The sequence below is a fragment of the Micromonospora sp. NBC_00330 genome (genome assembly GCF_036136635.1).
Taxonomy (GTDB): domain Bacteria; phylum Actinomycetota; class Actinomycetes; order Mycobacteriales; family Micromonosporaceae; genus Micromonospora; species Micromonospora salmantinae.
In genome coordinates this window covers 3,797,041-3,815,577 of the sequence record NZ_CP108012.1, presented here as the reverse complement: position 1 = coordinate 3,815,577, position 18,537 = coordinate 3,797,041, and the positions used below count along the sequence as shown (strand labels likewise).

Sequence of the window (18,537 nt, the reverse complement as noted above, 5' to 3'; positions counted from 1 at the left end):
GGTCGGCTCAGCCGGCGCAGCGGGGCGGGTGTGGTCAGGTGCGGCGCCCCTCGTCGCGGGCCGGGATCTCCTGGCGCTGTTCGAGGGCGTCCGCCGGATTGGCGTCGGCCGGCAGCGACGTCACCTCTTCGAGCGTGCCCGCCGGGAAGGCGCCCTGCTCGGCCAGGTCGGCCTCGGACGCCTCCGGGTCCACGTCACCCGACACCCGGTCCGGCGGCCCGACGTCGAACGCGTCCTGCCGTTGTTCCAGAGCATCTGCCTCCGGCGGAGGGAACGTGCCGCCCTGTTCGTCCCGGTACGTGCTCATCGGAGCCTCCCACCCGGCGGGTGTCGACATGCCGCCGGGCCGCTGCCTACCCGCCAGCGCCGCACTCAGGCCGGCGTGCCGGTCAAGATCTGGGCAGTTTCCGGGAAAGTGCTGCCTCCGCAGGCGGCGGAAGCAGCACTTTCCCGGTAGTTGCGCGGATCGTGGGAGGGGTCGGCGTCATGCCCGACGGCAGTGGCCCGGCGTCGGATTCCGTACCGTGGTGGGCGCCCCCAGGTCGACCGGGGTCGGGCCGGCCGAGCAGGCCAACGCGCCCACCTGGCCGCCGGTGAGGATGGGCGCCGATGCGGTACCGGTCAGCGCCAACAGCCCGGCCACTCGGGCCCCCACCATCGTGACGTGGTCTGTGGTGCCGGTCAGCGCCACCGCGCCGCGTACCTCGGTGTTCAGCACCTCGACGGCCGTGGCGCGGGACGCCGTCAGGTTTCCGGCGATCGAGGAGCCCTGGGCGACCAGGGCGGCGCCCGGCGCGACGGTGACCGGGCCGGTCACGGTGGCCGCGCGCAGGCAGGTGACACCGGCGCTGACGGCCAGCGGGCCGGCGTGCCGGCCGCTGACCACCGTGGTGCAGGTCGGTGGCGGCGGGATCAGCGTGGCCACGAACGCGCGGGCCGCCCCGATGTTGCCGACGGCGTCGATGCCCCGGTACTCGATGCGGTGCCGGCCGTACCCGGGAGACCGCTCGGCGAACGGGGACACGGACAGGCCGCCCGAACCGAGGTTGCCGTAGACCAGGCCGTCCACGTCGGTGCCGGTGGCGGTGAACAGGAACGGTGATCGGGCGTCGGTGGGCCAACCGTAGTAGTTGTGCCACCCGTCGCCGTCGAGCCGGAACTCGGAGGTGACCTGACCGGTGCCGTCGTCGGTGCCGGTCAACCCCATGGTGAACGGGGCGTTGTACACGTACTCGGTGGGTCGGCCGGGCCGGGTGACGGTGAGCAGCGGCTCGGAGAGGGCGTACGCCACCTCGGGCCGCGTCGCGTCGACCGTCCAGGTGCGGGTCACCGCCCTCCCGGTGCCCGGCTCGCTGACCCGGGCGGTCAGCCGGTGGGTCCCCCGCGACAGGCGTAGGGCGCCCAGGTCCACGTCCCGGTCGGTGCCGGTGTCGGCCAGCGGCCGGCCGTCGAGCGTCCAGCGCACGCGTGACACCCGATCGGTGGGCTGGCTGGTCCGCACGTACACCACGTCGTGCGCGCCGACCGGCCGGTCGGTAGCTGTGGACGCGGTGATCGCCAACGGCGACTCCACCGCCGGGGTACGCACCGCGGTGTCCACGGTCCAGGCGCGGGTCTGGGTCAGCGCCGCTGAGCTGCGGATCGCCGGGTCGCGGACGAACTCCGTCGGGTCGGTCACCGTGGCGGTCACCGTGTGCCGGCCGGGGGAGAGCCGTAGCTTCCGCAGGTCCAGGTGGCGGGCGTTGCCGGTACGCGGCACCGCAGTGCCGTCCACCGACCACGTCACTGTCAGCGCGTGGCTCACCGGATGCAGGGTGTCCACCCAGAGCAGCCGGTCCGCGCCGACCGCCTGACCGGTGCCCGTGCCGCCCTGCACGATGCCGACCCGGGCGGCGATCCGTTCGGTCATCCGCTCCCGGCCGACCTGGTCGAAGTAGAAGCCCAGCGACTTCATCATCGAGTGCCGGCTCGGTCGCCACACCCCACGCTGGAGGTACAGGCCGCCCTCGTAGCGGCCGATCGTCCCGCCCGCCTCGCTCGGCTCACCCAGCCAGCGCCACCACTTGGCCCTGGTCTCGCGCATCTGCCGCTCGGTCAGCACCGTGTGGTGCACCGAGTCCGGTTCCGGCCCGCTGTAGGTGTCGCCCGGCACCCCACGGCCGTAGTAGTCGTACTCGTCCTGCAAGCCACCGAGCGAGTGCCCCAGCTCGTGCGGGCTGATCAGCGCGGAGAGCGCGTTGCCGCCGGAGGCGGTGGCGTTGCTGCCGCCGGCCCCGCCGTAGGTGTCGCTGTTGGCCAGCGCGATCAACTGGCGGTTGCCGGGGTTGGTGCCGACGGCCAGGTCGGCGTACGCGTTCGCGGCGGCGCCGTCGACAGTGAGCAGGCGTTGCACGCTCGCCGGGTTGCAACCACCCCAGAAGCCCATGCCCAGCGCGGTGTCGCGTCGCGGCGCGGACAGGCCGGGGTCGCAGTCCACCCCGGACTCCGCCGAGACGATCTCCACGGCATAGACGTTGAAGTAGCTGCGGTAGGACTTGAACGGCTCGATCGTCCACAGGGTGTTGAGGTGCCGGTCCACGTGTGCTCGGAAGGTGGGCAGGTCGGCCTCGGTGTAACCGTCGCCCAGCAGGACCAGGTTGAACCGCGTCGCCGGATCACCGGTGACCTGGATCGGCACCACTGTGGCGTCGGCCACCGGGGCGGCGGCCGGTGTGGCGGCGGCCGGTGTGCCGACCGTCAGTCCCGCCGCGACGAGCGCCGCGACACACAACCCCGCTCTGATCCGCACGCTGTGCCCCTTCCCTGGCCGGTCGGCCTGGCGGCGCCGGGCGCCGGGCCCGGCGGGGGCGCCGTCGTCCGGGCCTGCCGCGACCGTGGACATCTCGGACCGTACCGGTCTGCGCACCGACAGGTAACCCTCCGCCGTCCTTGCTGGACGTCGGAGGTGCCCGAACCGCTCGGCGCAGCCAAACCGGCGCTCGGCTCGCGCCCGTGCCGGAATCGGTACTGCCAAGCCGAGTCATCGCTCAGCATCAATGCATTCGTTCGGGCGTGGTCGTCGTTTTCGGCGGACGGCGTACCACCGACGGTCCCGGGCGACCTTCGAGGAGAGGGATCAACCATGCGATGGAACGCACGACGGGCCGCCGCCGGGGCCTTCGGGCTCGTCCTCGGCGCCGTGCTGGCGCTGGCCCAGGTCGCACCCGCTCAGGCCGAGTCGAACGGTGGCGTACGCGTGATGCCACTCGGTGACTCGATCACCGACGGGTTCAACGTGCCCGGCGGGTACCGGATCAACCTGTGGCAGCGGCTGGCTGGCGGCGGCTACACGGTCGACTTCGTCGGTTCCGGGTTCAACGGGCCGGCCAGCCTCGGTGACCACGACCACGAGGGCCACTCGGGTTGGCGCATCGACCAGCTCGACGCCAACATCGTCACCTGGCTGCGGGTTACCGACCCGCGTACGGTGCTGCTGCACATCGGCACCAACGACGTGAACCAGAACTACAACCTCGCCAGCGCTCCGGCCCGGCTCTCCGGTCTCATCGACAAGATCAGGTCGACGGCTCCGGAGGCGGACGTCTTCGTCGCCACCATCACCCCGGAGTCCGACCCGAACCTGGAAGCGCGGGTGCAGGCGTACAACGCGGCGATCCCCGGGATCGTGGCGCAGAAGGGCAGCCGGGTGCACCTGGTCGACATGCACGCCGCGCTCACCACCGCCGACCTCGCCGACGGCGTCCACCCCAACGCCGGCGGGTACGACAAGATGGCCGCCCGCTGGTACGCCGCGCTGCAGGCGGTGCCCGGCAGCCTGGTCCCGGCAGGCGGGCCGCCGGTGGGTACCGCTGTCGGCCTGGTCAACCCCGCCTCCGGGCGTTGCCTGGACGTGAACGGCGCCAGCACCACCGCCGGCGCCGCCACGATCATCTGGGACTGTCACGGGGGAACCAACCAGCGTTGGACCCGTACCGCCGCCGGGGAGCTTCGGGTCTACGGCGATCGGTGCCTGGACGTGAACGGCGGGGCGAGCGCCGACGGTACGAGGGTGCAGATCTGGACCTGCAACGGCACCGCCGCGCAGCGCTTCACGTTCCGCGCGGACGGCACGATCGTGCTCACCTCCGCCGGCAAGTGCGTCAACGTGACCTCCGCCGGCACTGCCAACGGCACGACCACGCAGCTCTGGACCTGCAACGGCACGGGCGCACAGCGCTGGTCCGCCCGCTGACGCACGGCCCGGGCCGGTTCACGTCGTATACCCCGACGGGGCCGGCCCTGGGCGGGCCGTGACCGGTCAGTCGGCAGTCGCCTCGGGCGTGGTGTTCCGGCGGGTACCGGCGGCCAGCCCCAGCGCCAGCAGCACGCACGCCGCGCCGACCAGGAAGAGCAGCGACGCGGCCGGCTGGCCCAGCCACTCCCAGTACGGGTGCCAGGCCGGGTGTGGCTCGCCGAGGTGGTGGTGCAGCAACTGTGGTGCGGCCAGCGCCACCGGCAGCCACCACAGCACGGTGGCCACACCGATCAGGCCGTTCACGGTGCCGCGGCTACGGCGTCCCTCGGTGCGTCGGGTGACCCAGCCGAAGACCAGCCAACCGGCCACCGCGCCCAGCACCGTGCCGAGCACTCCGGCGGGGACCACCAGGGGCGGTGGCGCGCGGTGCAGCTCGACCGAGAGGTAACTGGCGTCGACGGCTGTCTGCGAGGAGATCGAGGCGTTCAGGATGGTGTCGCCACGTCGGGCGGTCAACGCGGTGTCGGTGACCGCCCGCGGGGTGGCGCACATCTTGTCACCGCAGCTGACGCGATCGGACACCTGTGGGTCGTACACCCGCCAGCCGCCACCGGTCAGGCGGTCCCGGGCCACAGTGACGATCTGTGCGACGGGCGCCGGTGGTGCGCCGAGTGCGCCGGCGCCGGTGGCGCTCTCCTGATATTCGCCGCCGTCACCGAACACCAGGGTCTTGACGGTTCCCAGGCGCAGCGCGTGCCCGTAGACGACGAAGAGCGCCGGCGGGGTGTCGATCTCGCCGAGGTCGTGGCCGGGAAAGACCTCGGTGAGGATGGCGGCGGCCTCGGCCCGGTCGGGTTGCGGTCGGGACGTCTCCCAGGCGGCCCGGCTGGCCAGCGCGCCGGTGAAGAGGCCGCAGACGACAGCGGCGAGCGGCACCCATGCGACGGCGGAGCCACCGGCCGGGCGGCCGAGGCGGCGCAGCAGCCGCCGTCCGAACCCTGTGGCCGGCGCGGTGTCGCTCACGGACATGTCCACCCTCCGGCGTGAAGATCAGGCGGAGCGACAGTACATCGACCAGGGGTCCCGGCGCGTCCCCCCGATGACCGTCGACCGTGGCCGGGATCGGCCAGGATGGGCGGGTGGCCGGTCACGGCCGCGACGAGGAGGGTGGGCGATGCGGGTACGTGGACGGTTGACCTGGGGGCGGCGTGCTCGTGCGGGGGCGGTACTGACGGCGTTGCTCGCGGGCCTGGTGCCGCCGGCCGCGGTGCTGGTGCCGGGCGCTGCCACGGCGGCCGCCGCAGCGGCGGGGACGCCGGTCTGCCAGGTGCGCGACGACCGGCTGCGCGAGATCTCCGGGATGGTCGCCACCGACGACGGGTACGTGGTGATCAACGACGGGGCCGACGACGAGGCCCGCCGCCGGATCTTCTTCCTCGACCAGCGCTGCGCCGTGGTGCGCACCGTCTCCTTCCCGTCCCGGCCCCGCGACACCGAGGACCTGGCCATCGGCCGGGACGGCACCGTCTGGGTCGCCGACATCGGCGACAACGACCGCACCCGGACGACGGTCGGCGTGTGGCGGCTCGCGCCGGGGGCGAAGCAGCCGGTGCTGCACCGGATGACCTACCCGGACCGTCCGCACGACGCCGAGGCGCTGCTGCTCGACGCGTCCGGTCGGCCGCTGATCGTCACCAAGGGCGGCAGTGGCGCGGTCTTCCTGTACGCGCCGGCCACCGCGTTGCGGCCGGACGCGTCGACGCCGCTGACCGCGCTCGGCCAGGTGACAGTGCCGTCGACCACTACCAGCAACCCGTTCTCGTTCCTGGGGCGCGGCGTGATCACCGGCGCGGCGAACGCGCCGGACGGACGGCGGGTGGTGCTGCGCAGCTACGCCGACGCCTTCGAGTACGACGTGCCCGACGGCGACGTGGTCCGCGCGTTGACCACCGGCACCCCGAGGATCACCCCGTTGCCGGACGAGCCCCAGGGCGAGTCGATCACCTACAGCCGGGACGGTCGGTCGTTGCTCACCGTCTCCGAGTCCGCCGGTCAACCAGCCGGCACCCGCTCGACGATCCTGCGCTACCCGGCCACGGCCACCACGCTCACCGCCGCGCCGTCCACGGAGTCCGTCGACCCGGTGTCGCCCACTGCGGTCCGTCCGGCCGCCGGAGAGGTCGGCGCAGGGGGCGGGCGGACCTGGCCGCTGGCCCTCGGCGCGGGAACACTGCTGTTCCTGCTCGGGTTGGCCGGCCTGCTGTGGTGGCGGCACACCGCACGCCGGTGAGCGGGCCGGCCCTGCGGCAGGATGGGGGGATGCCCGTCCTGTCCACGTTGCGCCACCCGATCGTCGCCGCCCCGATGGCTGGTGGCCCGTCCACGCCCGCGCTGGTGGCCGCCGTGTCCGCAGCGGGTGGGCTGGGCTTCCTCGCCGCCGGGATGATCGACACCGGCCGGCTGGTCGCCGACGTCGCCGAGGTCCGCGCGCGTACCGATTCGCCGTTCGGTGTGAACCTCTTCCTGCCCGACCCCGGCGGCGTCGACGAGGCCGCCGTCCGGGCGTACGCCGAACGGCTCGCCCCGCAGGCCGCACAACGCGGCGTGAGCCTGGGCGAGCCGGTGGGCGGCGACGACGCGTACCCGGAGAAGCTGGCCGCGCTGCTCGAGGACCCGGTCCCGGTCGTGTCGTTCGTGTTCGGGCTGCCCGACAGCGCGGCAGTGACCGCCCTGCGCGAGCGGGGCACCGAGGTGTGGGCCACCGTCACCCGCCCGGACGCCGCGACCGCCGCCGCCGACCTGGGTGTGGACGCGGTGGTGGTGCAGGGCACCGAGGCCGGTGGGCATCGCGGCGGCCTGCCGGACGACGACGACTACGGGTTGCTGCCGCTGCTCCGGCTGACCGCCGCCCGCTGTGACCGGCCGTTGGTGGCCGCGGGTGGCCTCGTCGACGGGCCCTCGGTGGCCGCCGTGCTGGCCGCCGGCGCCGCCGCCGCGCAACTGGGCACGGCCTTCCTGCGCTGCCCGGAGGCGGGCAGTTCGCCGATGCACCGGGCGGCCGTGGCCAGTGCCGCGCCGACCGCGTTGACCCGGGCGTACACCGGTAAGCGGGCCCGTGGCGTGGCCAACAACTTCCTGCGCGAGCACGACGCGGTGGCACCGCGCGGTTACCCCCAGGTGCTGCACCTGACGCGTCCCCTGCTCGCCGCCGCCCGGCGCGACGCGGACGCATCGGTGGCCAACCTGTGGGCCGGGCAGGCGCACCCGCTGGCCCGGGACGTGCCGGCGGCGCAGGTGGTCGCCGAGGTGAGCGCCGACGCCCGGGCCGCGCTGGCCACAGTGGTCGAGCGGTCCAGCCGCTGGGGCTGACCAGGACGCCGGCAGCCGGCTCGGGCGGGCGGGACAGGCCGGGCGGGCCAACCCGTTAGAGTCTCGCCGTGATCGAGATCGGTGCGCAGGTCGAGCTGTCCCACCCGGCTGAGCGGGTCTGGCGCGCCCTGACCGATCGGGAGTTGCTCGGCCGGTGGTTCGCCGAGGCCGAGATGGTCGAGGGCGTACCGGACCGGATGCTGCTGCACACCGCCGGTCTGCCCGGCTTCGAGGCCAACGTCGAGGTCGAGGTGACCGAGCGGCAGGAGCCGGACCTGCTCGTGCTCGCCTGCGACGAGGCCGGCCGGCTCAGCGAGCTGACCTGCACGGTCACGACCACGAAGCAGGGCTGCCGGCTGGAGCTACGGGAGGTCAGCACGCACGGCGCGTGGTCCGCCGAGCAGCACGAGCCGCGCGAGCAACAGCTCCGGCAGGCGCTGACGGTACGGCTGCCGGCCATCCTCGACTGGCTCGCCTTCCAGCAGGTCGACCTGCGCCGGGCCGACGGTGGGATGACAGCGGAACTGCCGCTGATCGGCGTACGCGGCAGGGCCGGCCGCAATCCTCGTCGGCGTCGCACGCTGGTCGCCGTGGTCGCGGGTGTCGTGCTGGTGGCGGGGACGACGGCCTGGGTGACGTTGCCGCCCGACTCGAAGCCGGCCGCCGCGCCGGCACCGACCGCGACCGCGTCGCCTACCGTGACGGCCGGCACAGTGACCGTCGCACCCACGGCGACCCCCTCGGCGCGCCCCTCCCGGGCCACCGCTTCGGCGACCACGTCGCCGAGCCGGACCCCGTCGGCGAAGCCCTCGCGGACACCCGCGTCGGCTGCGCCACCTCCACCTCCACCACCGGCGCCCGTCACGGCCCGCTACGAGACCGACTCCGACCGACTGTTCGGCTACACCGGCGAGATCGTGGTCCGCAACCCCGGCGGCGCACCGGTGGCGGACTGGGCAGTGGTGGTCACCCTCGCCGAAGGCACCACAGTCGACGACGTCGACGGCGCGAACTGGCGACAGGACGGACAGGCGATCACCTTCACCGGAGCCGCGGTGGCGGCCGGGGGATCCCAGACGATCAGCTTCGACGTCCGCGACAGCCGGCCGAACGCCCGGGAACCGGAGAGCTGCACGATCGGCGGGCAACGGTGCGCGGGCCTCTGACTAGGCTGCCGTCATGGCACTGCTGCACAGGGCGACCCTGCACCCCACGAAACTGGACCTGCTGACGGCCTGGCTGCCCGACCGACAGTGGTTCGCGGGACCGACCGTCGTCGAGGTGGTGAGCCGGGGCGCCTACCGCTTCGACGACCCGGCCGGCGAGGTCGGCATCGAGACGATGCTGGTCGGGGCCGCGGACGGGCCGGTCCACCATGTTCCGCTCACCTACCGCGCCGCGCCCCTCGACGGTGCGGACGGGTGGCTGGTCGGCACCACCGAGCATTCGGTGCTCGGCCGGCGCTGGGTGTACGACGGCTGCGTCGACCCGGTGTACGCGGCCGCCCTCGCCCACGCGATCCTCACCGGCAGCGGCCAGGCGGAGCAGTACTTCGAGGTCGACGGCCGGCGCGAGGTGCGTGAGCCGACCGTGACGGTCGTCGTCGACGGCGCCGCCGACGCCCAGCTGCCGGCCGTCGGCGCGGTGCGGCGGGTGGTCGACGAGGACCGCACGTTCATCCACACCGACACCGTCGAGCTGGTGGTCGTGCGCCGGCCGGGGGCCGGGGCCGACGGGCCGGCCGGCGGCATGCTGAGCGGCAGATGGGACGGTCAGTCCACGACAGTGCCGCTGGCGTACGTCAGGACGCGCTGATCTGTGCGGTGGGCGGCCCGATCGCTCGGGCCGCCCACCGCTGTCACCACTGCGCCGGAGGCGGGGGCGGCGACACGGGTGGCCGGTCGTCGCAGGTGATGGTGTTGGGCAGCAGCCACGGCGCGAGCCAGCCGCCGTCGTTGCCGCCGAGGTCGGTCAGCGTGAACTCGGAACCGGCCGGGGTGAAGTGGAACGATCCGCAGTTGTTGACGCCGACCGCCCCGACGTTGCGGGCGTCCACGTTGGCGAACGAGGCGGACCCGGCGGCGCGGGCGCTGACCACCGAGGTGCCGGTGCCGTCGACCCGGACGTCCCGGAACCGCGCATCGGAGATCGAGTAGAGATCCTTCACCGGCCAGTCGCTGACCAGCATGATCGCGTTGTACGTGTTGTCCAGGTACGCGTCACCGGTCACCTCGATGGGCGCCTCGATGCTGCGATCCAGGGCGAAGACCCAGATCGCGCCGAGCCCGATGTTCCAGTTCAGCTCGTACGTGCCGGCGCGGGCGGTGGTGTTGTTGGTGAACCGCAGGTGCCCGGTGAACGGCTCCGCGCCGAAGCGGGCCCCGGCATGCAGGCCGCTGCCCTCGCGTACCGGGTCGGCGACCAGGTTGTGCGAGACGGTGGTGTCGGTGCCGCCGTAGATGGCGATGCCGTTGGCCAGGGTCGGTGACTGCACCGTGTTGTGGTCGAACGTGTTCCGCGCGTTGGCCGTCTTCTCCGACCACATCGCCAGGCCGTCGTCGCCGGTGTTGCGGACGAAGTTGTGCGCAACCAGGGAGTCGGTCACGCCGGTGTGGAAGTTGAGCGCGTCGGCGATCTGGTCGACGATGATGTTGTTGGTGACCCGCACGTTGCGCATCGGGCCGTCGAACCACAGGCCGGCCTTGGTGTGGTGCAGGTAGAGCCCGTCGATGGTGGAGTCGCTCATCGCCCCGCCGATCGCGTTTACCTGGTCGGTGTCGATGCGCTCCCGCACGTCGCCCTCGATGGTGAAGCCGGAGAGGTGCACGTTGCGGCTGCCGCCGTCGGCGGCGTCCCGACCGTAGAACCCGACTCCGGTGTGCACCGAGCCGTCCGGCGCGGGAGTCGGCAGGGCGACCTCGCGGCCCTTGATCGTGGTGTACCAGTTGCCGGCGCCCTCGATGGTCACGTCGTCGACGATGATGTGCCGGTTGACCTGGTAGGTGCCCGGCGGGACGTACACCTTGAGGTGGGCGCGCCGAGCGAAGGCGATGGCCCGGTCCAGCGCGTCGGCGGAATCCCGCCGGCCGGTGGGGTCGGCGCCGAAGGCGAGCACGTTCGCGGCGAGCAGCCGGACGTGCGGCGGCGCCACCAACTCGGAGTCGAGCAGGTCGATGACGGTCCAGGCGGCGGCGCTACCGGGCGGCGCGGTGAGCCGGACCTTGTCGCCGGCTCGGTAGGTGCGCCCGAGCAGCAGCCGCTGCTCGTCGTAGAAGTGGGTGGGCCGGAACGGCTTGTCGATGCTCGGGTACGGCGTGGTGGCCGACGGCACGCACTGGCACTCGGTGATCCACCAGTCCGGGTGCAGCAGCCCGGCCTGTGGGTCGTTGGTGAACGGGTACTGGTTGTAGAGCCACGAGTACTGCGATGTGAGCGTCATGGTGCGCAGGTGCTTGCCGTTGACAGCGACCCGCAGCGGCGCGGTGATCCCACCGCCCTGCGGCGCGTCCGGGATGCTGTACCGAACGGTGATCCCGTTCGCCGCGCTGGGCAGGACGAACTCCACGTACTCGCCGGGGGTGAGCCGGACCGCCCGGCGGCCGGAAGCCTCCGCGGGCAGCGTGTAGGCGGACCGGTCGGGTCCGATGATCTCGCCGTTGGTGCGGGCGTTCTCCGCTTCCTGTTCGAGGAAGTCGACGTCCGCGCCGCGTCCGGCGACCAGCGCCGGATCGAGGGCGGCCCGGGTGACCACGGGCTGCGCGCCGGCGGACCCGGGTGGACTGGCGGCGGCCGCGGTGGGCCCGGCGACCAGCACGGCGAGACCGGCCGCGAGCGCGACGGTGCCGCTGGGCCGGCCGGGGCGTCCCCGCGCCGGCGTGAGGCTGCGAAACATCGGTGACCCTCCTGGGTGGGTGGTGGTGGAGGTCCGCCCGGCGTTCCCCCGACGCCCGACATTGATCGTCATGATGCAGCACCAGACAGGGCACTGCAAGACGCCTATCGAACAACGAAAATAAACGACTACCAGGCCGCAAGAAATGGACGGTCGTCGAGTTGAGGTGTCGCGCGTCGCCCGCCCCGACCAGCTCATGCCCGGCGTAGGCTGATCCGCGTGGATCAAGAAGACCGGATTGCCCTCTTCCTCGACTACGAGAACCTCGCGTTGGGCGCACGCGACCATCGCGGCGGCGCGGCCTTCGACTTCCGGCCCATCGCCGACGCGCTGGCCGAACGAGGTCGGGTGGTGGTCCGCCGGGCGTACGCCGACTGGTCCTACTTCGACGAGGACCGCCGGATGCTCACCCGGTCCCACGTCGAGCTGATCGAGATTCCACAGCGGATGGGCGCGTCCCGTAAGAACGCCGCTGACATCAAGATGGCCGTCGACGCGATCGAGTTGGCGTTCGAACGCGACTACATCTCCACTTTCGTGATCTGTAGTGGTGACAGCGACTTCACCCCGCTGGTGCACAAGCTGCGCGAGCTGAACAAGCGGGTCATCGGCGTCGGGGTCGAGGGGTCCACCTCGGGGCTGCTTCCCCCGGCGTGCGACGAGTTCCTGTACTACGACCGCCTCGAGGGCGTGGACATCCCTCCGGCCCGTGGTCGGCGCGCTCGTCCCGCCACCCGGCAGGCCGGCGCGGAGCAACGCCCATCCGAGCCGGAGCGGGAGCACGAGCCGGAGGTGGACCGTCGGCCGGCGGGGGAGGAGCCCGGCCGCGACGTGGACGCCCTCGCCGTGCTCGTCGCCCAGTCGGTCGCCGGGTTGCAGGGCAGCGCCAACGGTGAGGTCACCGCCTCCCGGCTCAAGCGCACCCTGCTGCGCAAGGACCCCACCTTCAGCGAGTCCGACTACGGCTTCCGTACCTTCGGCGAACTGCTGCGCCACCTCGCTGAGCGCAACGTGATCGAGCTGGCCGAGGGCCCGGCGAAGGGCGACCCCGAGGTCTCACTGCCCGAGCACGGCGATCGGGAGGTGGCGTTCGGCCTGCTCCGAGGCGTCGTGGCGGACCTCGGTAGCGGCGGCAACCCGGTGGCGTTGTCCGGGTTGAAGAACCAGGTACGCCGGGCCCGCCCCGACTTCAGCGAGAAGAAGCTCGGCTACCGCAGCTTCCTCCAGTTCTGCAAGGCCGCCGCCACCGCCGGCGTCCTGGACCTGCGCTGGAGCCCCGAAGCCGACGACTACCTCCTGACAACCCAAACCTGACCGCCCCGCCCCGCCGCCTGTCTCCCGCAGGCGTTGATCAAGAGGTTTGCGTCACGGGGAACGCGGTTCGTGACGCAAAGCTCTTGATCAACAAGGGCTGGGGGTGGGAGTTGCGGGGAGGGGGCAGAGTGGGGCGGGGTTCCTGATTCGCAAGTCAGGAGGGGGAGAACGGCCCGTTATGGTTTCGAACCGTCAACGGTTGGCCCGAAATGCGCCTGGATTGTCGCCCTTGCCCCGGTCCGGGCATACCTGCGCCGTACCCTCGGCGCGGGAATTGCTATACGGTCGGCGAATGAAGGTGGAGGAGCACTGGTGGAACGGAGACACGACCCCGCGCGGGCGCAGGGACGTGTACATCCGTACTGACGGGCAGGGTTGGGAGGTCCGCGCCCAGATCGGTGGGGCGTCGGGTCGTGAGCGGGTGCAGCAGTGCCCAAGCCGGGCCTCGGCGGCCATCCTCGCCGACGCCTGGCGCGGCACCCACCCATCCTGGCGCGAGCTAAAGCAGCGCTGATCCGGCACCGGGCCGGGTCGGCAACGCTCCCGGGCTCCAGCCCGGCGCGCCCGCCGACCGGCCCGGCGCTCGGTACGTCGGTCCACCGAAAGCGCTCAGCGATTCACGTTCAACTCGCACGTCACCGCTTCTGAAGCATGACGGAAGCAACGTCCGCCAGAAGCGCCAACGCCCAATCTAGTTGCGAGCAGTTGTCGCGACCTTGGCACTCAAGGCAGCCGCCAGCTCGCCATGGCCTCTCGACTGCCCGAGTCCAGTGGGTATCCAATACACGTTCGGCCGTGAACAACTCGGTCGCCTTGGACACGGGTTCGTCGATCGGCATGATTGGTACGCCTTTCGCGAGACGCGATCAGGCCCGCCCAGGGTCGACCTGTTCGCCGTCGCCCCTGGGCGGGATCGTTGGTCCGGTCCGCCGTTTGCCGAACGAAGGAACCGACCACCGTGCGTTCAACCTTAGAGACCTTTAGTACCTAAGGCAATGTTGGTCTTGAAGGCTTGTGGGCGGCGTGATCCGATGGGAGGTGCCGAACGAAGGAACCTTCACATGCCCATACCTACCGGCGGATACCGCGAGGTGGCCGAGGACCTTGCCGCTCGGATCAAGAGCGGCGAGTATGCGGCAGGGGAGCGTCTGCCCACCTACAGCGAACTATCGAACCTCTATGACGTCAGTGTGACCACGATCCAGCGAGCGATCATCGTTCTTCAGACACGCGGCCTGGTGGTGGGTCTCCAGGGCCGCGGCCTATGGGTCGCCGAGGACATCTGATCTCAAGAGGCGGTGGGCAGAGCTCCGTGTCTCCGCCCTCAGGTCGGGTATACGCAGGTTTGCTGGTCGCGCCCAAATGGAGGTCGCCCATGTCGCAGGGCTCTGACGAGGAGAGTCCCAGGATCGACGATGAGGCCCGGGAGGCCGAGCGTCGGCTTGCCAACCTGCCCAAGACGTCGGACGACGCGCTCACCGACGACGACGCCCGCGCGCCGGACGACGCTCGCTCTGAGCAGGACGCCGACTGAGGCGACCGGAACCGTGATCGACTCGACTTCCGTGAAATTGCGGTGTTGGAGGCGGTCCAACCCCGCGCTTTCACGGAAACCGAGTCGATCAGTGTGCTGGCCGCCCGAACCACCGCCAACGGGGCCCGCCCGGCGTTCTGCCGGACAGGCCCCGATCGCGGTCAGCGCTTCAGCGTGAAGGTGAAGTCCCCGGAGAGCTTGCCGCTCAACCGGAACGCCGAAACGACCTTCCCCTCCGCTATCAGTCGGTCGACCTCGCCCCGCGACAGACCGCAACCCTCAGCGATCAGTCGGGTCGGCCGGACCGGGATCCGCGCCGCGTTGCGGACCGCGACGTCGATCACGTCGAGGTCCAGATACTCCGATCCGCCGGTGTCGAGACGCCAGGCGTTGTCCCAGTCCAGGACGAATCGGTTTCGGTGCTGGACGGCCGGATCCTGAAGCAGTTCAGCGGTCAGGCCGGGGTCGTTGGCATGGAGCCGGTCCAGCAGTTCGGGTGGGATGGAGCGCACCGTCATCCGCTCCAGGACGGTGAGCTTCGCCGTCTCCGCGCAGACGGTGCAGAGCGCGAGAAGCCAGACGTCGAGGATCTTGTGGTTGGCGTTGACCCGGAACTTGCCGCTCGCCCGAAGGCGTTGGGACGCGCACGCGTGGCAACGGCGGCGAACGATGGGCAGGCAGGTGGGCACGACGGCCCAATTTTTGAGCACAGAAGTACACCGGTTTCAGTGAGAAGTCCGCAGCAAAAAGGAGCGCGGCGCAACTGCGCGACGCGCGACAGATCAGCTCTCGGGAGGTCTCACAGGGTGTACAACGGCACGTCCTTGCCTAGACGACCTGGTTGCGCAGCACGGTAACGGCGCACGGCGGCGCCGCTCCACTGGTTTTCGCGTACGCGTCAGGAGCCCGGCTGGCGGGAGGTACCGACCGGTCGGGTGTCCGGCCCGGTCAGGCGGTCGGAACCGGCAGCACCACGCCCTCGGCCGCCGACCGGTGGGCCAGCTCGATCAACTCGACAGTGTGGACGGAGTCCCGCGGGTCCACCGGCATCGGCCCGCCGTCGCGCAGCGCGGCCGCCACCTGGGCGTAGAAGCTCTGGTACGCGCCCGGTTCGGTCGGCACCGGCCGCAGGTCACCGTCGACGCCGAGCAGGCCGTAGCGGTCCGACGGGACCTCGCCCCAGCCCGGCTGGTCCGGTCGGCCACCGTCGTGCAGCGCCGCCTCCTGCACGTCCAGCCCGTAGCTGGTGTAGCCGGCCCGGTCGCCCAGCACCCGCAGGCGCGGCCCGAGTTGAGCGGTCACCGCGCCCATCCACAGGTGCGAGTGGACCCCGTTGGCGTGGGTCAACGCCACGAAGGCGTCGTCGTCGACGGCCGCGCCCGCGCGGCGACGGTCCACCTCCGCGTAGACCCGGTCGACACTGCCGAACAGCTGCACCGCCTGGTCGACGAGGTGGGCGCCGAGGTCGAAGAGGGCACCGCCGGCCTCCTCCGGACCGGCGAGCTCCCGCCAGCCCGGCTTGATCGTCGGACGGAACCGCTCGAACCGGGACTCGAAGCGCAGCACCTGCCCCAACTCGCCCTGCTCGACCAGGCGGCGGACGGTCAGGAAGTCGCCGTCCCAGCGCCGGTTCTGGAAGACCGTCAGCGGCACCCCACGCTCGGTCGCCTCGTCGACAAGCACGCGGCCCTCCGCGGAGGTCGGGGACAGGGGCTTGTCGACGACGACCGGCAGACCGGCGGCCAGCGCCGCGCGCGCCATCGGCACGTGCTGCCGGTTCGGCGTCGCCACCACGACCAGGTCCAGGGCGTCCGGGGTACGCCACAGCTCGTCGGCGTCGTCGACCAGGCGGGCGTCCGGGAAGTGCTGTCGCGCCTGCTCGCGTCGCTGCGGATCACGGGTCACGATGGCGTCGAGCCGCAGCCCGGAAGTCGCGGCGATCAGCGGTGCGTGGAACACCCGGCCCGCCAGCCCGTACCCCAGCAGACCAACCCGCAGCGCCTTCGCCATGCCGTGCCCCCGTCTCCCTGGTCCGCGCCCTGACCTGGCGCGGTACCGCTGAGAAGAATCTACGCCGGTGGCGGTCGGCCCCGACCTCGGCCCGTCAGCTCACCGGGTCGGCGCGCAGGTAGGTGAGGACCGCGAGCACCCGACGATTGGTGTCGTCGCTGGGGGGCAGGTCGAGCTTCAGCAGGATGTTGCCGACGTGCTTGCCGACCGCCGCCTCGCTGACGTGCAGCCGGCCGGCGATCGACGCGTTGGACCGTCCCTCGGCGAGCAGCGTCAACACCTCGCGTTCCCGGGCGGACAGTGCGGCGAGCGGGTCGCGGGGGCGGTGCAGCAGTTGCCGGACCACGTCCGGGTCGATGGCGGTGCCGCCGCCGGCGACCCGGCGCAGCGTGTCGACGAACTCGGTGACCTCGGCGACCCGGTCCTTGAGCAGGTAGCCGACGCGTTGCCCGTCACCGCTGTCCAGCAGCGCCGCCGCGTACCCGGTCTGCACGTACTGGCTGAGCACCACGACCGGGAGGTCAGGTCGCTCGGTGCGCAGCGCGACGGCCGCGCGCAACCCGTCGTCGCGGCGGCCCGGCGGCATCCGGATGTCGGTCAGCACCAGGTCCGGTTGGTGATCGCGGGCCGCCGCCAGCAGGTCCGGTGCGGTGCCGACGGCCGCGCACACGGTGAAGTCGAAGCGGGTCAGCAGCGCGACCAGACCCTCCCGCAGCAGCACCTCGTCCTCGGCGAGCACCACCCGGGTCACCGACGACATGGCAGCTCCACCCGAACCACTGTAGGTCCGCCGGGCGGGCTGGACAGCAGCAGCCGCCCGTCCACGGCGGCGACCCGGTCGGCGAGCCCGGTCAGGCCGGTGCCCCGGGCCGGGTCGGCGCCGCCGTGACCGTCGTCGGTCACCTCGACGACGAGATCACCGCCGGCCCGGGTGAGGCGTACGTCCGCGCGGGTCGCCCGGGCGTGCCGGGCCACGTTGCCCAACGCCTCGGAGACCACGAAGTAGGCGGTGGTCTCCACGATCTCCGGCAGCTCGTCGTGCAGGTCGGCGTGCACGGCCACCGGGATGGTGGCGGCGTCGGCCAGCTCGCGTACGGCGCCGGCCAGGCCGAGGTCGGTGAGGCTCTGCGGGCGGATGCCGTGCACCAACTGCCGCAGCATCACCATCAGACCCCGGGCCTGGTCGTGCGCCACGGCGAGTGGTCGGGAGGCGGGGGAGTCCTCGGGTACGTCCAGCCGGGCCAGCCCCAGCTGGAGGGTGAGGCTGGTGAGCCGGGGCTGTGCGCCGTCGTGCAGGTCGCGCTCGATGCGGCGGCGTTCGGCCTCGTACGCGCCGACCAGTCGGGTGCGGGAGCGGGTGACCTCGCGCAGCGCCGCCGCGTCCACCGGGTGGGCCAGCAACCACCGGGCCACTGCTGCCTGGACGGCGGCGAGCAGACCGACGGCGTACCAGAGAACCGGGATCAGCAGCACCCCGACTATCGCGTACGGGATGGCTTCGCCGGTGCTGTCGATCGGCTGCCAGATCACCACCGGCTGGTTGGCGTCGCCGGCCAGCCAGGGGCTGGAGATCATTCCGAGGTCCAGCAGCACCAGCACCAGGAACACCCAGTAGGCGACCGGAGCGAACCCGCCCAGCCAGAACAGGTACGCCACCTCCCGCCAGGTCGCGGCGCTGCGGTAGCGGGCGACCAGGCCCGGCCACGGCGAGGAGGCCAGCGGACGACCGTCGACGAGCCCGACCCGCCACCGCTCGACGGCGGCCACCGGGAAGCTCACCAGCGGGGCCAACGCCAACAGGGTGAGGCTGCCGGTCGCCAGGAACAGCATCAGCGCGATGCTCGGCGGTCGGCCGTGCTGGCGGAGCCCGTTGGCGGCGGCCAGCAGGGGCGCGCCGATGACGAGCAACCCGACGCCGAGCACGCCGGCGATCGGCACCGTGGTCACCAGGTAGGCCAGCGCGCGCCAGGGCCACGCGGAGATCAGCCAGCGGCGGCGGCGTAGCGCCTCGGCCAGGTGCGAAGGGTGTTCCGTGGTCATGCAGCAGACGCTAATCGGGAGCGACCGGGTGCCCCAGCCGTCCAGATCCACTCTTCGGGGTATGCCCAGCACTACCGGCGAACGGGTGTGCGGAGTCCGGAAACGGGAAGAACGCGCCGTCACGCGGTCCGCGTGACCTGTGCT

Annotated in this window: 17 protein-coding genes; 9 read left to right on the top strand and 8 right to left on the bottom strand. The window is 72.1% G+C overall.

Annotated elements, in window-relative coordinates; all coding sequences use genetic code 11:
- Positions 1–34: 34 nt before the first annotated feature.
- Both OG598_RS17095 and OG598_RS17090 read right to left on the bottom strand, forming a co-directional pair.
- The gene (locus OG598_RS17095) at positions 35–307 is read right to left on the bottom strand and encodes a hypothetical protein (RefSeq protein ID WP_328650101.1); all 273 of its coding nucleotides are present in this window, start codon (positions 305–307) and stop codon (positions 35–37) included.
- Positions 308–484: 177 nt separating this feature from the next.
- Complete coding sequence (locus OG598_RS17090; protein WP_328650100.1) at positions 485–2,788, bottom strand: M64 family metallopeptidase; 2,304 nt, start codon at positions 2,786–2,788, stop codon at positions 485–487.
- A 333-nt stretch (positions 2,789–3,121) separates the two neighbouring features.
- On the opposite strand from OG598_RS17090, the gene OG598_RS17085 reads away from it, so the two are divergent.
- Complete coding sequence (locus tag OG598_RS17085) at positions 3,122–4,231, top strand: ricin-type beta-trefoil lectin domain protein (RefSeq protein ID WP_328650099.1); 1,110 nt, start codon at positions 3,122–3,124, stop codon at positions 4,229–4,231.
- 66 nt (positions 4,232–4,297) lie between these two features.
- Here OG598_RS17085 and OG598_RS17080 read toward each other — a convergent pair whose 3' ends face one another.
- Complete coding sequence (locus OG598_RS17080) at positions 4,298–5,263, bottom strand: hypothetical protein (protein ID WP_328650098.1); 966 nt, start codon at positions 5,261–5,263, stop codon at positions 4,298–4,300.
- A gap of 145 nt (positions 5,264–5,408) precedes the next feature.
- Between OG598_RS17080 and OG598_RS17075 the strand changes: the two genes are divergently transcribed.
- The 4 genes from OG598_RS17075 (at position 5,409) to OG598_RS17060 (ending at position 9,418) form a co-directional block, all read left to right on the top strand.
- The gene (locus tag OG598_RS17075; RefSeq protein WP_328650097.1) at positions 5,409–6,524 is read left to right on the top strand and encodes a hypothetical protein; all 1,116 of its coding nucleotides are present in this window, start codon (positions 5,409–5,411) and stop codon (positions 6,522–6,524) included.
- Positions 6,525–6,553: 29 nt separating this feature from the next.
- Positions 6,554–7,603 (top strand): NAD(P)H-dependent flavin oxidoreductase, encoded by a 1,050-nt coding sequence (locus tag OG598_RS17070; protein ID WP_328650096.1) that lies wholly within the window; start codon positions 6,554–6,556, stop codon positions 7,601–7,603.
- 68 nt (positions 7,604–7,671) lie between these two features.
- Positions 7,672–8,769 (top strand): cellulose binding domain-containing protein, encoded by a 1,098-nt coding sequence (locus OG598_RS17065; protein ID WP_328650095.1) that lies wholly within the window; start codon positions 7,672–7,674, stop codon positions 8,767–8,769.
- A 13-nt stretch (positions 8,770–8,782) separates the two neighbouring features.
- Complete coding sequence (locus OG598_RS17060; protein WP_328650094.1) at positions 8,783–9,418, top strand: CG0192-related protein; 636 nt, start codon at positions 8,783–8,785, stop codon at positions 9,416–9,418.
- Between the two features lie 43 nt (positions 9,419–9,461).
- Here the strand turns inward: OG598_RS17060 and OG598_RS17055 are convergent, their stop codons facing one another.
- On the bottom strand, positions 9,462–11,495 hold the full coding sequence (locus OG598_RS17055; protein ID WP_328650093.1) for a glycosyl hydrolase family 28-related protein: 2,034 nt from the start codon (positions 11,493–11,495) through the stop codon (positions 9,462–9,464).
- A 219-nt stretch (positions 11,496–11,714) separates the two neighbouring features.
- On the opposite strand from OG598_RS17055, the gene OG598_RS17050 reads away from it, so the two are divergent.
- The 4 genes from OG598_RS17050 to OG598_RS17035 all read left to right on the top strand — a co-directional run bounded on the left by OG598_RS17050 (position 11,715) and on the right by OG598_RS17035 (position 14,343).
- Positions 11,715–12,809 (top strand): NYN domain-containing protein, encoded by a 1,095-nt coding sequence (locus OG598_RS17050; RefSeq protein ID WP_328650092.1) that lies wholly within the window; start codon positions 11,715–11,717, stop codon positions 12,807–12,809.
- 292 nt (positions 12,810–13,101) lie between these two features.
- Complete coding sequence (locus OG598_RS17045; RefSeq protein ID WP_030335934.1) at positions 13,102–13,323, top strand: hypothetical protein; 222 nt, start codon at positions 13,102–13,104, stop codon at positions 13,321–13,323.
- Positions 13,324–13,870: 547 nt separating this feature from the next.
- Complete coding sequence (locus OG598_RS17040; RefSeq protein WP_328650091.1) at positions 13,871–14,095, top strand: winged helix-turn-helix domain-containing protein; 225 nt, start codon at positions 13,871–13,873, stop codon at positions 14,093–14,095.
- 89 nt (positions 14,096–14,184) lie between these two features.
- The gene (locus OG598_RS17035) at positions 14,185–14,343 is read left to right on the top strand and encodes a hypothetical protein (protein WP_328650090.1); all 159 of its coding nucleotides are present in this window, start codon (positions 14,185–14,187) and stop codon (positions 14,341–14,343) included.
- A gap of 161 nt (positions 14,344–14,504) precedes the next feature.
- Here OG598_RS17035 and OG598_RS17030 read toward each other — a convergent pair whose 3' ends face one another.
- The 4 genes from OG598_RS17030 to OG598_RS17015 all read right to left on the bottom strand — a co-directional run bounded on the left by OG598_RS17030 (position 14,505) and on the right by OG598_RS17015 (position 18,393).
- Positions 14,505–15,053, bottom strand: coding sequence for a DUF1062 domain-containing protein (locus OG598_RS17030; protein ID WP_328650089.1), 549 nt, complete (start codon positions 15,051–15,053; stop codon positions 14,505–14,507).
- 238 nt (positions 15,054–15,291) lie between these two features.
- On the bottom strand, positions 15,292–16,353 hold the full coding sequence (locus OG598_RS17025; protein ID WP_328650088.1) for a Gfo/Idh/MocA family oxidoreductase: 1,062 nt from the start codon (positions 16,351–16,353) through the stop codon (positions 15,292–15,294).
- Positions 16,354–16,447: 94 nt separating this feature from the next.
- The gene (locus tag OG598_RS17020) at positions 16,448–17,113 is read right to left on the bottom strand and encodes a response regulator transcription factor (RefSeq protein WP_328650087.1); all 666 of its coding nucleotides are present in this window, start codon (positions 17,111–17,113) and stop codon (positions 16,448–16,450) included.
- On the bottom strand, positions 17,101–18,393 hold the full coding sequence (locus OG598_RS17015; protein ID WP_328650086.1) for a sensor histidine kinase: 1,293 nt from the start codon (positions 18,391–18,393) through the stop codon (positions 17,101–17,103). The genes OG598_RS17020 and OG598_RS17015 overlap by 13 nt, the downstream gene beginning before the upstream one ends.
- Positions 18,394–18,537 lie beyond the last annotated feature (144 nt).

Excerpts from the sequence above, each read along its gene's own strand:
- OG598_RS17085 (WP_328650099.1), top strand. The coding sequence starts at position 3,122 with ATGCGATGGAACGCACGACGGGCCGCCGCCGGGGCCTTCGGGCTCGTC.
- OG598_RS17025 (WP_328650088.1), bottom strand. The coding sequence starts at position 16,353 with ATGGCGAAGGCGCTGCGGGTTGGTCTGCTGGGGTACGGGCTGGCGGGC.
- OG598_RS17055 (WP_328650093.1), bottom strand. The coding sequence starts at position 11,495 with ATGTTTCGCAGCCTCACGCCGGCGCGGGGACGCCCCGGCCGGCCCAGC.
- OG598_RS17040 (WP_328650091.1), top strand. The coding sequence starts at position 13,871 with ATGCCCATACCTACCGGCGGATACCGCGAGGTGGCCGAGGACCTTGCC.
- OG598_RS17060 (WP_328650094.1), top strand. The coding sequence starts at position 8,783 with ATGGCACTGCTGCACAGGGCGACCCTGCACCCCACGAAACTGGACCTG.
- OG598_RS17035 (WP_328650090.1), top strand. The coding sequence starts at position 14,185 with ATGTCGCAGGGCTCTGACGAGGAGAGTCCCAGGATCGACGATGAGGCC.
- OG598_RS17020 (WP_328650087.1), bottom strand. The coding sequence starts at position 17,113 with ATGTCGTCGGTGACCCGGGTGGTGCTCGCCGAGGACGAGGTGCTGCTG.
- OG598_RS17045 (WP_030335934.1), top strand. The coding sequence starts at position 13,102 with ATGAAGGTGGAGGAGCACTGGTGGAACGGAGACACGACCCCGCGCGGG.
- OG598_RS17095 (WP_328650101.1), bottom strand. The coding sequence starts at position 307 with ATGAGCACGTACCGGGACGAACAGGGCGGCACGTTCCCTCCGCCGGAG.
- OG598_RS17070 (WP_328650096.1), top strand. The coding sequence starts at position 6,554 with ATGCCCGTCCTGTCCACGTTGCGCCACCCGATCGTCGCCGCCCCGATG.
- OG598_RS17080 (WP_328650098.1), bottom strand. The coding sequence starts at position 5,263 with ATGTCCGTGAGCGACACCGCGCCGGCCACAGGGTTCGGACGGCGGCTG.
- OG598_RS17075 (WP_328650097.1), top strand. The coding sequence starts at position 5,409 with ATGCGGGTACGTGGACGGTTGACCTGGGGGCGGCGTGCTCGTGCGGGG.
- OG598_RS17015 (WP_328650086.1), bottom strand. The coding sequence starts at position 18,393 with ATGACCACGGAACACCCTTCGCACCTGGCCGAGGCGCTACGCCGCCGC.